Origin of the sequence: Pseudomonas sp. CAU 1711 (genome assembly GCF_039888625.1) — a bacterium.
GTDB lineage: Bacteria > Pseudomonadota > Gammaproteobacteria > Pseudomonadales > Pseudomonadaceae > Aquipseudomonas.
The window spans coordinates 102,084-116,693 of record NZ_JBDQQT010000005.1 but is presented as its reverse complement, the minus strand read 5'-3'; the positions used below and the strand labels follow the sequence as shown (position 1 = coordinate 116,693).

Annotated in this window: 13 protein-coding genes; 10 read left to right on the top strand and 3 right to left on the bottom strand. The window is 67.0% G+C overall.

From position 1 onward, the window contains the following. Window positions 1–32 precede the first annotated feature (32 nt). The 3 genes from AAFN46_RS07170 to AAFN46_RS07160 all read right to left on the bottom strand — a co-directional run bounded on the left by AAFN46_RS07170 (window position 33) and on the right by AAFN46_RS07160 (window position 2,335). Window positions 33–611, bottom strand: a complete 579-nt coding sequence (locus AAFN46_RS07170) for a lysophospholipid acyltransferase family protein (RefSeq protein WP_347808006.1) — start codon at window positions 609–611, stop codon at window positions 33–35. Between the two features lie 37 nt (window positions 612–648). Beyond that, complete coding sequence (mutM, locus tag AAFN46_RS07165) at window positions 649–1,461, bottom strand: bifunctional DNA-formamidopyrimidine glycosylase/DNA-(apurinic or apyrimidinic site) lyase (RefSeq protein WP_347808005.1); 813 nt, start codon at window positions 1,459–1,461, stop codon at window positions 649–651. Between the two features lie 61 nt (window positions 1,462–1,522). Then, on the bottom strand, window positions 1,523–2,335 hold the full coding sequence (locus AAFN46_RS07160; protein ID WP_347808151.1) for an HDOD domain-containing protein: 813 nt from the start codon (window positions 2,333–2,335) through the stop codon (window positions 1,523–1,525). 190 nt (window positions 2,336–2,525) lie between these two features. On the opposite strand from AAFN46_RS07160, the gene AAFN46_RS07155 reads away from it, so the two are divergent. The 10 genes from AAFN46_RS07155 (at window position 2,526) to AAFN46_RS07110 (ending at window position 14,590) form a co-directional block, all read left to right on the top strand. Then, window positions 2,526–3,722 (top strand): class I SAM-dependent rRNA methyltransferase, encoded by a 1,197-nt coding sequence (locus tag AAFN46_RS07155; RefSeq protein ID WP_347808004.1) that lies wholly within the window; start codon window positions 2,526–2,528, stop codon window positions 3,720–3,722. Window positions 3,723–3,986: 264 nt separating this feature from the next. Then, window positions 3,987–5,105 carry an ABC transporter ATP-binding protein gene (locus AAFN46_RS07150; RefSeq protein ID WP_347808003.1) on the top strand — a complete coding sequence of 373 codons (1,119 nt, stop codon included), beginning with the start codon at window positions 3,987–3,989 and terminating at the stop codon, window positions 5,103–5,105. Between the two features lie 30 nt (window positions 5,106–5,135). Next, window positions 5,136–6,209, top strand: a complete 1,074-nt coding sequence (locus AAFN46_RS07145; protein WP_347808002.1) for an ABC transporter substrate-binding protein — start codon at window positions 5,136–5,138, stop codon at window positions 6,207–6,209. A gap of 80 nt (window positions 6,210–6,289) precedes the next feature. Continuing rightward, window positions 6,290–7,522 (top strand): ABC transporter permease, encoded by a 1,233-nt coding sequence (locus AAFN46_RS07140; RefSeq protein WP_347808001.1) that lies wholly within the window; start codon window positions 6,290–6,292, stop codon window positions 7,520–7,522. An 86-nt stretch (window positions 7,523–7,608) separates the two neighbouring features. Further along, entirely contained in the window at window positions 7,609–8,460 is an 852-nt protein-coding gene (locus tag AAFN46_RS07135) for an ABC transporter permease (protein WP_347808000.1), read from the top strand. Between the two features lie 239 nt (window positions 8,461–8,699). Then, window positions 8,700–10,538, top strand: coding sequence for a dihydroxy-acid dehydratase (ilvD, locus tag AAFN46_RS07130; RefSeq protein WP_347807999.1), 1,839 nt, complete (start codon window positions 8,700–8,702; stop codon window positions 10,536–10,538). 127 nt (window positions 10,539–10,665) lie between these two features. After that, window positions 10,666–10,821 carry a hypothetical protein gene (locus AAFN46_RS07125; protein WP_347807998.1) on the top strand — a complete coding sequence of 52 codons (156 nt, stop codon included), beginning with the start codon at window positions 10,666–10,668 and terminating at the stop codon, window positions 10,819–10,821. A 76-nt stretch (window positions 10,822–10,897) separates the two neighbouring features. Next, entirely contained in the window at window positions 10,898–11,791 is an 894-nt protein-coding gene (locus AAFN46_RS07120; protein WP_347807997.1) for an SH3 domain-containing protein, read from the top strand. 13 nt (window positions 11,792–11,804) lie between these two features. Continuing rightward, a complete protein-coding gene (locus AAFN46_RS07115) occupies window positions 11,805–13,583 on the top strand; it encodes a hypothetical protein (protein WP_347807996.1) in 1,779 nt (592 codons plus the stop codon). 5 nt (window positions 13,584–13,588) lie between these two features. Beyond that, window positions 13,589–14,590, top strand: a complete 1,002-nt coding sequence (locus AAFN46_RS07110; protein WP_347807995.1) for a hypothetical protein — start codon at window positions 13,589–13,591, stop codon at window positions 14,588–14,590. Window positions 14,591–14,610: the final 20 nt, after the last annotated feature.

Below are 14,610 nucleotides of genomic sequence, written 5' to 3'. Positions count from 1 at the left end.
CAGCGCCCACGCAAATGTCAGCGTGAACCCCGTCAATCGCCGTGGAAGGCGTATTCCGGCTTTTTCGGCACATAGGGGCGGAAGAAGGCCAGCAGCGCCTTGAGGTCGGCCGCCTCGTCGCCGGTCGGTTGAAAGGGCGGGCCGATCACCACCCGCCGGTTGGCGAAGTCCAGGGCGCCCGGGACTATCGGCACGCCGGCGCCCAGGGCGATGTGGTAGAAGCCCATCTTCCAGCGCGCCACCTTCTTGCGCGTGCCTTCCGGGGAGAGCACCAGGATGAACTCGCGGTGCTCGCGAAAGCGCTGGATGGCCTGCTCGACCCTGTTCAGGCGCAGATGGCGTTCGATCGGGATGCCGCCCCAGCGGCGCATCAGGCCGCCGAAGGGCCAGCGGAAGATGCTGTGCTTGCCGAACCAGCGGGCGTTCAGCCTCAACACGAACTTCAGCGCGATAAAGATCACGAAGTCCCAGTTGGACGTGTGGTGCGCGCCGATCACGACGAACTTGTCGAGCTGGGGCAGCTGGCCCTCGATGCGCCAGCCCATGAGGCGCAGGGCTGTGCGCCCGACCCACTCGGCGAGCGGGTTTGGCGGCAGGTAGTTGCCGGACATCTTTCACCTCTTATTGTTGTTCTCGGCTGTATGGCGCTCAGCGCTGGCACTTGGGGCAGTAGACGCTGGCGCGCTGGCCCAGCTTCATCTCGCGCAGGGTGGCGCCGCAGAGCTTGCAGAACTCGCCACCGCGGCCGTAGACGAACAGCTCCTGCTGGAAGTAGCCGGGCTGGCCGTCGCCGCCGACGAAGTCGCGCAATGTGGTGCCGCCGCGTTCGATGGCCTGGGCCAGGATGCGCTTGATCGCCTCGGCCAGCTTCGCGTAGCGGGCGCGGGAGATGGAGCCGGCCTCGCGGCGCGGGTCGATGCCGGCGGCGAACAGCGCCTCGGTCGCGTAGATATTGCCCACCCCGACCACCACGGCGTTATCCATGATGAAGGGCTTGACCGCCATGCTGCGCCCGCGCGACTGCCGGTACAGCAGCTCGCCGTCGAAGGCCTCGGTCAGCGGCTCGGGGCCCAGCCTGGCGAGCAGCTCGTGGTTGAGCGGGTCCTCGCTCCAGAGCAGGGCGCCGAAGCGCCGCGGGTCGGTGTAGCGCAGCGCCAGGCCCGACTCCAGCTCGATGTCGACATGTTCGTGCTTGCCCGCCGGGGTGCCCACCGGCACCAGGCGCAGGTTGCCGGACATGCCCAGATGGCCGATCAGGGTGCCGCTCTCGGCCTGGATCAGCAGGTACTTGGCGCGCCGCTCGACGCACTCGATGCGTTGGCCGGACAGGCGCACGTCGAGGTCTTCGGGGATCGGCCAGCGCAGGCGCCGCTCGCGCACCAGCACGCGACTGACGCGCTGGCCGACGAGGTGCGGGGCGATGCCGCGGCGGGTGGTTTCGACTTCGGGTAGTTCGGGCATGGGGTGACTCGGTACTTCTTGAGCAGGGCGCCACCCTAGCAGGAAGGGCCGGGGCGGGGAATCAGCCCGGGCCCAGCTCGCGGATCGACTCCTTGAGATTCTCGAAGTCGTACTCGGACAGGCCCACGTACTCCAGCACCTGGTTCTGGATGCAGTTCCACTCGTGGTCCTCTGCCTGGTTACCCAGCACTTTGTAGCTGGAGCAGATGTGCTCGGCCATCTTGAGGATGGCCATCAGCGTCTTCAGCTGGGCGTCGCGGCCGCCCTCCTCCTCGAAGAAGGACAGCGCGTTGTGGTGGTTGGCGATGGCCTCGCACAGGTGCAGCGGCAGGTTCCACGACTTGGCGGTGAAGTAGCCGACCACCGCATGGTTGGTGTTGAGCAGGCGGTTCTCGGTGTCCACCACGCGGCGCTCGCTGCCGGCGTTGTAGTAGGCCTCCTCCAGCACCGTCATGTAGTTGGGGAAGCGTTTGAGCATCAGCGGGATGCCGCAGTTGTGGAACAGGCCGAGGGTGTAGGCCTCGTCCGGCGACTGGTAGCCGATGCGCTTGGCCAGGGTCAGGCAGGTCATGGCCACGTCCTGGGCGCTGTCCCAGAAGCGGTTGAGGGTGACGATGGCCTCGTCGGTCAGCTCGCCCTTGATCGACTGGGCGTTGATCAGGTTGATCACGGTGTCGCAGCCGAGCAGGTTGACCGCCTGCTGGATCGAGGCGATGCGGTTGGCCAGACCGAAGTGCGCCGAGTTGACTATCTTCAGCAGCGCGCCGGACAGGCCAGGGTCCTGGCTGATCAGCCTGGCGATGGTGCGCAGGTCCGGATTGGGCAGGAACTGCTCCATCTGCAGGTCGACCATGATTTGCGGTTGCGGCGGCACGCTGATGCCCTGCAGCACCTGCTGGATTTGTTCGGCGGAGAGTTCTTGGGCCATGACGGGAAGGTCGGGAAAGATGAGAGGTTCGCCACAGTTTAGCCAATGGGTTTCCGACTCTGCAGCCAAGTTTTTGTAACCGCCGCGCGTCCGAATAGCCGGCTATAATCTCGCCCTTTTTCCTGCGGAGCCCGCCATGTCCCTGCCCAGCCTGCGCCTCAAAGCCAACGCCGATCGTCGCCTGCGCGCCGGCCACCTGTGGGTCTACAGCAACGAGATCGATGTGGCCGCCACGCCGCTCGCCCTGTTCCAACCCGGCGACCAGGCCGTGCTGGAAGCCGCCGGCGGCAAGCCGCTGGGCATAGTGGCGATGAGCCCGAACAACCTGATCTGCGCCCGCCTGCTGTCGCGTGACGTCAAGCACGTGCTGGACAAGTCGCTGCTGGTGCACCGGCTCAACGTCGCTCTGAGCCTGCGCGAGCGCCTGTTCGACACCCCACACTACCGCCTGGTGTACGGCGACTCCGACCTGCTGCCGGGTCTGGTGGTCGACCGCTTCGGCGACCACCTGGTGGTGCAACTGGCCTCGGCCGCCATGGAGCGCGCCAGGGAGGCGGTGATCGAGGCCCTGGTGCAGGTGCTCAAGCCGCGCGGCATCCTGTTCAAGAACGATTCCGCCGCGCGTGACGCCGAGGGCCTCACGCGCTACGTGGAGACCGCCTTCGGCCTGGTGCCGGACTGGGTGGCGCTGGAGGAGAACGGGGTGAAGTTCGAGGCGCCGGTGCAGGGCGGGCAGAAGACCGGCTGGTTCTACGACCACCGCATGAACCGCGCGCGCCTGGCGCCCTACGTGCAGGGCAAGCGCGTGCTCGACCTGTTCAGCTACGTCGGCGGCTGGGGCGTGCAGGCCGCCGCCTTCGGCGCCAGCGAGGTGTTCTGCGTGGACGGCTCGGCCCTGGCCCTGGACGGCGTGGAGCGCAACGCCACGCTCAACGGCGTGGCCGAGAAGGTCACCTGCATCGAGGGCGACGTGTTCGCGGCGCTCAAGGAGCTGAAGGCCGCCGAGGAACGCTTCGACGTGGTGGTCGCCGACCCGCCCGCCTTCATCAAGCGCAAGAAGGACATCAAGAACGGCGAGGCCGCCTACCGCCGCCTCAACGAGCAGGCCATGCGCCTGCTGGGCAAGGACGGCATCCTGGTCAGCGCCAGCTGCTCCATGCACCTGGAGGAAGACCACCTGCAGAACATCCTGCTGACCAGCGCCCGCCACCTGGACCGCAACATCCAGCTGCTCGAGCGCGGCGCCCAGGGCCCTGACCATCCGGTGCACCCGGCCATCGCCGAGACCCGCTACATCAAGAGCCTGACCGTGCGCCTGCTGCCCAACAGCTGACCGGCGGCGCATCGTGCCGATGCGCGTCGCATCTCAGGAGTGCGACGCGCGAGTGGATTCTCCCCAACGCGTCACCGCATGCCACACCTGCGTGCAGCCCGGGCCTCTTGGTCTAGGCTCTAGACGTGGCCGCATCTGCGTTTCCGGTTGTGGCCTGCTTATTGCCTTTGGTTATGAATACGGCAAGCGCCAGTACACACTGGTGCGAGAATCCGGTGCGGCGCCACGAGTGCCGTGCCCAGGCGGAGAGTTTGGGGAGTACCGATGGCTGACTCGGCTGCGGACAAGGCGTTCCTGCGTTTCACCGGCGTCAAGAAGACCTACGATCACAAGACCCTGGTGGTCAAGGATTTCAACCTCGATGTGGCCAAGGGCGAGTTCATCACCCTGCTCGGCCCCTCCGGCTCAGGCAAGACCACCTGCCTGATGATGCTCGCCGGCTTCGAGGACGTGACCAGCGGCGAGATCCTCATCAACGGCCGCAGTGTCACCAGCATCGCCCCCTATCAGCGCAACATCGGCATGGTGTTCCAGCAGTACGCGCTGTTCCCGCACATGACCATCCGCGAGAACCTCGCCTATCCGCTGAAGATCCGCAAGAAGCCCGCCGCCGAGATCCGCGCCAAGGTCGACGAGTACCTGGCCCTGGTCGAGCTGCAGGACTTCGGCGGGCGTTACCCCGGCCAGCTCTCCGGCGGCCAGCGCCAGCGCGTGGCCCTGGCCCGGGCGCTGATCTTCGCCCCGGACATAGTGCTGATGGACGAGCCGCTCGGCGCTCTGGACAAGAAGCTGCGCGAGCAGATGCAGTTCGAGATCAAGCGCCTGCACGAGCAGCTCGGTTTCACCGTGATCTACGTGACCCATGACCAGACCGAAGCGCTGACCATGAGCGACCGCATCGCCGTGTTCAACAACGGCGTGGTGCAGCAGTGCGCGCCGCCGCATGTGCTGTACGAGCGCCCGGCCAACCTGTTCGTCGCCGACTTCATCGGCGAGAGCAACAAGCTCAAGGGCACCATCGAGGCGGTCGAGGGCGAGCGCGTGCGGGTGCGCCTGGACGATGGCAGCCAGGTCAGCACGCTGCTGGCCAACTGCAGCGAGGTCGGTCAGCCGACCACCGTCTCGGTGCGCCCGGAAAAACTCACCTTCACCACCCGCCTCGGCGAGGCCGGCAACCGGGTCAAGGCCCGCTTCGTCACCCGCCACTACGTCGGCGAATACATCCGCTATCACTTCCAGACCACCGACGGCAGCGAACTGGTGGTGAAGAATCTGAACGACAGTTCAGCCCCGCGACTCAGCGCCCAGGAGGAGGTCGCCCTGGCCTGGCTGCCCGAGGACAGCCAGGCCCTGGACCGGCAGGAAGTCCCCACGACGCTCTAACGAACCAACGACAAGCAATGGAGCACAGCAATGGTTAGATCACTGAGTACCGGCCTCTCCACCCTTGCCCTGGCCGCGTCCATCGGCCTGGCGGCCACCCAGGCGAGCGCCGCGGACAGCCTCACCGTGGTGTCCTGGGGGGGCGCCTACGGCGCCGCACAGCAGAAGCATGTGATCGACCCGTTCCAGAAGGACACGGGCGTCAAGGTGCTGTTCGAGGACTACTCCGGCGGCGTGGCCGAGATCAAGGCGCAGGTCGAGTCCGGCAATATCCAGTGGGACGTGGTCGACTTCGAAGTGATCGACCTCGAGCGCGCCTGCTCCGAGGGCCTGCTCGAGTTCATCCCGCGTGACATCCTGCCGGCGGGCATCGACGGCACTCCGGCCGACAAGGACTTCATCCCCGAGGCCCTGGACAGTGAATGCGCCATCGGCAACATCGTCTGGTCGGTGGTGTTCGCCTACAACGAGAAGACCATAGGCGCGACCAAGGCCGCGACCATGGCCGACTTCTTCGACACTAAGAAGATCCCCGGCAAGCGCGCCATGCGCAAGCGCCCGCAGGTGAACATGGAGTGGGCCCTGCTGGCCGACGGCGTGCCGGCCGACCAGGTCTACGAAGTGCTGGCCACTCCGGAAGGCCAGCAGCGTGCCTTCGACAAGCTGGCCAGCATCAAGGGCGACATCGTCTGGTTCGACTCCTGGTCGCAGGCCCCGCAGCTGCTCAACGACGGCGGCGCGGTGCTGGTGCAGTCGGCCAACGGGCGCTTCTACGACGCCATCCGCCAGGAGAAGAAGCCCTTCGTGATCGTCTGGGACGGCCATGTCTACGACCTCGACGCCTGGGCCGTGGTCAAGGGCAGCAAGAACAAAGACCTGGCCATGAAGTTCATCGCCTACGCCACCGGCTCCAAGCCGCTGGCCGGCATGCCGGACGTGGCCTACGGCCCGACCCGCAAGTCGTCCATGCCGCTGGCCGACCAGAGCGCCACCCCGCACCTGCCCACCGCCCACCTCGACAAGGGCATGCAGGCCGGCTCGGAGTTCTGGGCCGACTACGGCGAGTCGCTGGGCGAGAAGTTCAACGAGTGGCTGCTCAAGTAAAGGCCGCGATAGCCCCTCTCCCCTTGGGAGAGGGGTTGGGGTGAGGGCGCTGCCCTCACCGGGATTTCCGGAGTAATGCCTTGTCTACCCTGACCACTCACGAGGCCGGTCAGGCCTCCAGCGCCCGGCGCAGGAAGCGTTTAGCCGCGTTCCTGTTCGTGGTGCCGCTGCTGCTGTTCATTATCCTGACCTTCGTCGCGCCCATCGCCAGCATGCTCTGGCGCAGCGTGCACCACCCGACGGTGGCGGAACTGATTCCCGAGACCCTGAGCGCGCTGCAAGGCTGGGATGGCCAGCAACTGCCCGAGCGCCAGGTGTTCGACACCTTCGCCGTGGAACTGCACGGCCTGGCCAAGCAGCGCCTGTCCGGCAAGCTGGCCGAAGAGTTCAACCGCGCCTACGCCGGTATGTCCAGCGTGGTCAAATCCAGCGCCCGGCGCCTCGGCCGGCTGTCGCCCGCCGAGCTCGAAAGCAAGGGCGCCGAGACCCTGCTCGCCGCGCACCGCAACTGGAGCAAGCCCGAGCTGTGGTTCGCCATCGCGCGCGCCGGCAAGGTCTACACCTACGATTACTACCTCACCGCGCTGGACCTGGAGCTGCACCCGGAGCAAGGCCTGCAGGTGCGCGAGGACACCCAGATCTACCTGCAGCTGTACAGCAAGACGCTGAACATGGCGCTGGTCATCACCCTGCTCTGCGCGCTGCTCGGCTATCCCCTGGCCTACTACCTGGCCGGGCTGCCGGAGAATCGCGCCAACCTGCTGCTGGTGCTGGTCCTGCTGCCGTTCTGGACCTCGCTGCTGGTGCGCACCACCGCCTGGATCGCGCTGCTGCAGACCAACGGCGTGATCAACTCCTTCCTGCTCGGCGCGGGCCTGCTCGACCAGCCGTTGGAGATGCTCTACACCTCGTTCGCCACCGTGGTGGCGATGACCCATATCCTGCTGCCGTTCATGATCCTGCCGCTGTACAGCGTGATGCGCGGCATCGACCCGAGCTACCTGCGCGCCGCCCTTTCGCTCGGCGCCAGGCCGATCCCGGCGTTCGTGCGCATCTACTTCCCGATGACTCTGCCGGGGCTCAGCGCCGGCGCCTTGCTGGTGTTCATCATCTCGGTCGGCTACTACATCACCCCGGCCCTGGTCGGCGGCACCGACGGGCAGATGATCAGCAACATCATCGCCTTCCACATGCAGCGCTCGAACAACTGGGAGCTGGCCGCCGCGCTCGGCTCGCTGCTGCTGGGTCTGATCCTGCTGCTGTACTGGGTGTACGACCGCTTCGTCGGCGCCAGCAATATCAAACTCGGATGAATGGAGCGGCAAGCGGCAAGCCACAAGCTTCAAGCCAAGGCCGCTCCGCCTCGAAGCTTGCAGCTGCTTTTTTGGGATGACACAGCATGAAAATCCCCGCCTACTATGGCTTCTGGCACCACCTCGGCACCTGGCTGCTGCGCGGCAGCTCCTGGCTGGTGCTGCTGTTCCTGATCCTGCCGATTCTGGTCATAGTGCCGCTGTCGTTCAACAATGAACCGTTCTTCAGCTTCACCGAGGGCATGCTGCGCCTGCAGCCGGAGGCCTACTCGCTGCGCTGGTACCGGGAGATCTTCGGCGACCAGAAGTGGCTGCTGGCGATCCAGAACAGCTTCGTCATCGGCATCTTCGCCACCCTGATCGCCACCGTGCTCGGCACCTGCGCGGCCGTGGGCCTGGCCCGCGACGAGATGCCCATGCGCCGGCTGATCACCGCGCTGCTGCTGTCGCCGATGATCGTGCCGCTGATCATCACCGCCGCCGGCATGTTCTTCTTCTACTCGGACCTGGGCCTGGCCGGCAGCTATGCCGGGGTGATCCTGGCCCACGCCGCGCTCGGCACGCCGTTCGTGATCATCACCGTCACCGCCACTCTGGCCGGCTTCGACTACAGCCTGGTGCGCGCGGCGCTGAACCTCGGCGCCACGCCGCTGCGGGCGTTCTTCGACGTGATCATGCCGCTGATCCGCCCCGGGGTGATCAGCGGCGCGCTGTTCGCCTTCATCACCTCGTTCGACGAGGTGGTGGTGATCCTGTTCATGGCCGGCCCGCAGCAGCGCACCATCCCGCGGCAGATGTTCTCGGGCCTGCGCGAGCAGATCAACCCGAGCATCCTGGCCATCGCCACCCTGCTGATCCTGGTGTCCATCGCCCTGCTGGTGACCATCGAGCTGCTGCGCCGGCGCGCCGCGCGCCTGCGCATGGCGCTCGACGAGTGATGCGCGCCGTCGCCACGGCCTTCCGCCGGCGCCGCGCCTGGGATTAGAATCGGCCCCTGCTGCCCCCATCCCAGGCGGACTCCCGAGCCCGGCCGAGCCAGCGGTGATCCCGTTCGGCTTCGCGCCCCCGTACCCCCGGCAACCGTTACCTGCATTTGCCAGCGGCCCGCGGCGCGCTCACCATACGCCTAACAGCGGGCCGCTGCCCGCGTCGTGATTCAGTCTGCAGGACCGCCGCCATGCCCGATTACCGTTCGAAAACCTCCACCCACGGCCGCAACATGGCCGGCGCCCGCGCCCTGTGGCGCGCCACCGGGATGAAGGACGAAGACTTCAAGAAGCCGATCATCGCCATCGCCAACTCCTTCACCCAGTTCGTGCCCGGCCACGTGCACCTGAAGGACCTGGGTCAGCTGGTCGCCCGCGAGATCGAGAAGCACGGCGGCGTGGCCAAGGAATTCAACACCATCGCCGTCGACGACGGCATCGCCATGGGCCATGACGGCATGCTCTATTCGCTGCCGAGCCGCGAGATCATCGCCGACTCCGTGGAATACATGGTCAACGCCCATTGCGCCGACGCCATCGTCTGCATCAGCAACTGCGACAAGATCACCCCCGGCATGCTGATGGCCGCGCTGCGCCTGAACATCCCGGTGGTGTTCGTCTCCGGCGGGCCGATGGAGGCCGGCAAGACCAAGCTGGCCAGCCACGGCCTGGACCTGGTCGACGCCATGGTGGTGGCCGCCGACGACTCCTGCTCCGACGAGAAGGTCGCCGAGTACGAGCGCAGCGCCTGCCCGACCTGCGGCAGCTGCTCGGGCATGTTCACCGCCAACTCGATGAACTGCCTGACCGAGGCCCTGGGCCTGTCGCTGCCGGGCAACGGTTCGACCCTGGCCACCCACGCCGACCGCGAGCAGCTGTTCCTGCGCGCCGGGCGGCTGGTGGTCGAGCTGTGCCAGCGCTACTACGGCGAGGGCGACGAGTCGGTGTTGCCGCGCAACGTCGCCAACTTCAAGGCGTTCGAGAACGCCATGGCCCTGGATATCGCCATGGGCGGCTCGACCAACACCATCCTGCACCTGCTGGCCGCCGCCCAGGAGGCCGAGCTGGCCTTCGACCTGCGCGACATCGACCGGCTGTCGCGCAAGGTGCCGCAGCTGTGCAAGGTGGCGCCGAACATCCAGAAGTACCACATGGAAGACGTGCACCGCGCCGGCGGTGTGTTCTCCATCCTCGGCGAGCTGGCCCGTGGCGGCCTGCTGCACACCGACGTGCCGACCGTGCACAGCCCGAGCATGGCCGATGCCATCGCCCAGTGGGACATCACCCAGACCCAGGACGAGAAGGTGCACACCTTCTTCAAGGCCGGCCCCGCCGGCATCCCGACCCAGGTGGCGTTCAGCCAGTCGACCCGCTGGGACACCCTCGACGACGACCGCGAGAACGGCTGCATTCGCAGCGTCGAGCACGCCTACTCGCAGGAAGGCGGCCTGGCCGTGCTGTACGGCAACATCGCCTTGGACGGTTGCGTGGTGAAGACCGCCGGCGTGGACGAGTCGATCCATGTGTTCGAGGGCAGCGCCAAGATCTTCGAGAGCCAGGACAGCGCCGTGAAAGGCATCCTCGCCGACGAAGTGAAGCCGGGCGATATCGTCATCATCCGCTACGAAGGCCCGAAAGGCGGCCCGGGCATGCAGGAAATGCTCTACCCGACCAGCTACCTGAAGTCCAAGGGCCTTGGCAAGCAGTGCGCCCTGCTCACCGACGGCCGCTTCTCCGGCGGCACCAGCGGCCTGTCCATCGGCCACGCCTCGCCGGAAGCGGCCGCCGGCGGCGCCATCGGCCTGGTACGGGACGGCGACAAGGTGCTGATCGATATCCCCAACCGCAGCATCAACCTGCTGGTGTCGGATGAAGAACTGGCCGCCCGCCGCGCCGAGCAGGACAAGAAGGGCTGGAGGCCGGTCGCTCCGCGCGCGCGCAAGGTGTCCACCGCCCTCAAGGCCTACGCCCTGCTGGCCACCAGCGCCGACAAGGGCGCCGTGCGCGACAAGGCACTACTCGAAGGCTGATTGCCACCTACTCCCTCTCCCTCCGGGAGAGGGCCGGGGTGAGGGACTTCCAGCCAGCACACAGCAAGCCCGGCTCCGCGCCGGGCCTGTGCTTTCTCCCCTCCCCGTTCAGAGGAAAGGGAAGGCCATGAAGGTCGGCCTGATCGCTCGCGGGGCGAGCCAGCACGGCGAGCCACGCTCGCACTCGGCATCGCGCAACCTCATCAATGTGCCGGGCAGGCTTGCTATGCCCCGCTGGTACCGGGTTAAATGCGCCACGGATTTTCTCGCGCTCAAGGACTGAGTGCATCGCGTGCCACTTCCGCACATCAGTCCAGGGCGTTTCCCAGCCCCAGCCGACTGACGCAAACGGAGTGCCCATGCCCCAATTCACACGAACCGCCGTCTTCTCGCTGAGCGCCGCCATCGCGCTCGGTGGTTGCGCCAACATGGCGCAAAACGAGTGGCTGAATCAGGAGAATGTCGGCACCCTGGCCGGCGCCGCCGTTGGCATCCTGGTCGGCAGCCAGATCGGTGATGGCAATGGTCGCACCGCCGCCATGATCGCCGGCGCCCTGGCCGGCGGCATGCTCGGCAAGACCATCGGCGCCAAGCTCGACCAGCGCGATCGCGAGGCCCTCGCCGCGCAGACCCAGCAGGCGCTGGACTTCAGCCAGGACGGCCAGTCCACCTCCTGGACCTCCAGCCACAGCGGCGCCACGGCGCAGATCACCCCGGTCAGCACCCAGACCCAGTCGCGCGAAATCACCGTCAAGCGCAGCGCCCAGGTGCAGGCGGTGCCCAACATGACGCTGCTGAACAAGCCCTATCAGGCCATCAAGTCGGCCAACGTGCGCAATGCGCCCAGCACCGATGCCAGCAAGGTCGGTGGCCTGGCGCCTGGCAGCACCTTCACCGCCATCGGCCGTACCGACAACGACTGGATCATGGTCGGCCGCCAGGGCGTCAGCATCGGCTACGTCTACGCCCCGCTGGTTCAGCCGGCCAAGCCCGCGCAACTGGCCAGCCAAGGCGCCACCGGCGGCGCCAGCAGCGCGGCTCCGGTCGCCGCCGCTACCGATCTCGACAGCATGGACCTGGCCAGCGCCAAGCAGCAGGGCTTCGACCTCGACAGCATCGCCGTGGTCGACGACAAGGTCACCGCGCAGACCAGCTGTCGCACCGTGAACTACAGCGTCAATGCCCAGGGTTCGCAGCAAACGCAGACCGTGCAGGCCTGCCAGGCCGGCGACGGCGCCTGGGAGTTGATCTGAGGTGGAGCGCAGGATGAACAAGACCCTACTCGGCCTGCTGCTGCTTAGCAGCGCCGTGCACGCCGCCAGCGAGAGTCATCGCCTGGCGTTTTCCAAGGCCGAGAACGTCGAGGTGTTCGTCGACCATGCGGCGGGCCAGCCCTGGTGCGGCGAGCAACTCAAGATGCGCTTCGCCTTCGCCGGCGAGGCCAGCCTGGAGTCGGTCCAGCGCCTGCTGCCCAAGCTTGGCAGCCTGCTGCAGAGCCAGTGCGCGGCGGCCAGCAGCCTGACCTGGCAGAGCCTGGACCGACAGCAGACACTCGCCGCCCAGGGCACCGCCAGCAAGGCCAGCGCCTGGCAGGCGCTGCCGAACCAGGCGGTCGCGCCGTCGGCGCCAGCCACTGCGCCCGAGGCGCCGTCAGCCGCGCCAGAGGCGGCCCCGCAGGTCGCCGCCAGCCAGACGGCAGAGCCCGTTACAACGCCCGCGCCTGCTACCCCGAGCGCTACGCCCGCAGTCAGCCAAGCCGCCTCGGACGAACGCGCTCCGGCCGAGACTCCGACGCCGGCAATGGCCTTCGCTATCGCCGGCTGGCAGCCGAGTCCGCCCAGTCAGTGGCTGGGCGGCGTCGAAGGGCTCAAGACCGTGCAGGATCAGAACGGCTGCCGACTGCGCGTCATCTATCCGGATGAGCCGAGCACCCAGGGCCTGAGCGTCGACAGCCAGGGTCTGAGCTGTGACGGCGAGGGCTACCTGAGCGGCAAGGGCAAGGCATCGATCACCCGTAGCGATGGCGCCGTGCTCAAGCGCTACGACGGCTACTTCCAGCATGGCCTGCCGCTGGGCGGCGTCGCCGTGGACCTGCCGATCGTCGGCATCGACAAGGGGCAGAACCTGCTGCTGCTGCTTGGCAGCGATCCCTCGCAGCGCATCCACTTCCTCGCGCGCGCCGGCTTCGACAGCTACAACGCGCGCTGGGGCATGACCGACGACATCATCGCGCTGACCGACAACGCCGATCTGTTCCGCGCCGCCGAGAGCATTCGCCATGCCGTGATGGCGCATGTGCCGACCATGCAGCGCCTGCTGCCGCAGGAGAGCTCGCTGCATTTCCAGGCGGTGCGCAACATCGATGCCCTCAGTGGCTATGAGCGTGACGACTGGCTCTACGAAGTGCATGTGCGCAAGCCCTGGCGCAGCAAGACCTGGAGTTTCGACCCGAGCGCCGCCAACAATCACCTGTTCAACTTCGAGCGCAGGCAGGCCGAGATCGCCCAGCGCGAGGCCGAGGAGCTGGCGCGCCAGCAGCAGTACCAGCGCCAGCAGCAGGCCCGCGCCGCCGAGGAGCAGCTGCGCCAGTACCAGGCCCTGAAGGAGCAGCAGCGAGATCCGCAGCAGATGCTCGCCAACCTGATCCGCGACATCCGCCCCGGTGGCGCTTACCGCGCGCTGATGCGCGGCGAGTCCTACGAGATTCGTCAGATCGTGCACGTCGATGGCAGCGATGGCGACGACTGGCGCCTGGACTACCCCTACGAAGCGCGCCTGATCAGCGCCGACGAGGTCGACGCCGGCTGGTATCTGGTCAGTGGCAAGGTCAGCCTCGACCCGCAGCGCCTCGACCAGCAGGACCTGCCGCTGACCCTGATCGAGGCGCAAAGCCTGCAGGCCTGCCAGGACGATGGCTGCCTGGACATGACCGACCCGCTCGCCCTGACCCGCCAGCGCCTCAATCAACCCGACTGGACGCCGCAAGCCGCACAGGCGCTGGTCAACAGCGTGTGGCCCGACCGCTATCCGCAGGCCCAGGAGTGAATTCCATGGACAAACGCACGTTCATCATCCCCGGCGCCGCCGTGGTCGTCCTGGCCGCCGGTTACTTTGGCCTCGGCGCCTACGCGGCCAGCCAGAACGAGAAGCAACTGGAGGACTGGCTCTACGATCACGAACTCGATGGCCTGCTGCGCTGGGACTCGATCAGCGCCAGCCCGTTCAGCAACGGCTACACCCTGCATGGGGTGAGCATCAGCGGCAAGGACAGGTTCAAGGGCCTGGACATCGATGTCGACTCCATCCGTTTGGCGGATCTGGCCGACGAGCGTGACTTCAAGAGCATCCGCCTGGAGTTGCGCGGTATCCGCCCGGCGGGCAGCGAGCGCGGCCCGGCCGCCGCGCTCTACGAGTTGCTGCACGAGTCCGGCCGCCAGGAGCTGGAGCCCTTCGACCTCAGCCTCAGCGGCCACTATGACGCCGAGGACAAGCAGGCCAGCCTGAACCTCAGTTTCGACATTCCACAACTGTTCGTCGGCGAAGGCCAGCTGCAGCTCAACAACGCCCGCAACCTCGATCGTGAGCTGGAATCGCTTGGCGCCTCCGCGGCCCAGGCGGCGCTGCTCGGCCCGCTGGGGCTATTCGCGCTGGCCGAGAGCATCGGCAACCTGCAGGGCGTCGAGCTGGGCGAGTCCGGTTTCAGCCTGCGCGACAATGGTTACTTCAAGCGCCTGGATGCCCTCAACCAGCGCTATGCCTACCCGCTCGAGCCTGGCAAGGCCAGCGCCGAGGAGCAGCGTCAGCGACTGGCCGAGCATGAGCAGCGGCAATGGCAGCAGCAGTGTCTCAAGACCTGGGAGCGCGCCTACAAGGACGCCGAGGAGGCCTGTGATAACTGGTGGCGGGCACGGCACGGGCAAAGCCAGGGCATACGCCTGAGCATCGAGCCGGAAGGCCGCGTGCGCCTCAGCGATCTGGATGAGATCAAACGCAATCCGGAGCGCGCCGAGCGTCTGCTGGCGCGTCTGAATCTCAGTTTGGACACGCTCTGAGCCTCTGCCAGGGGACGGCG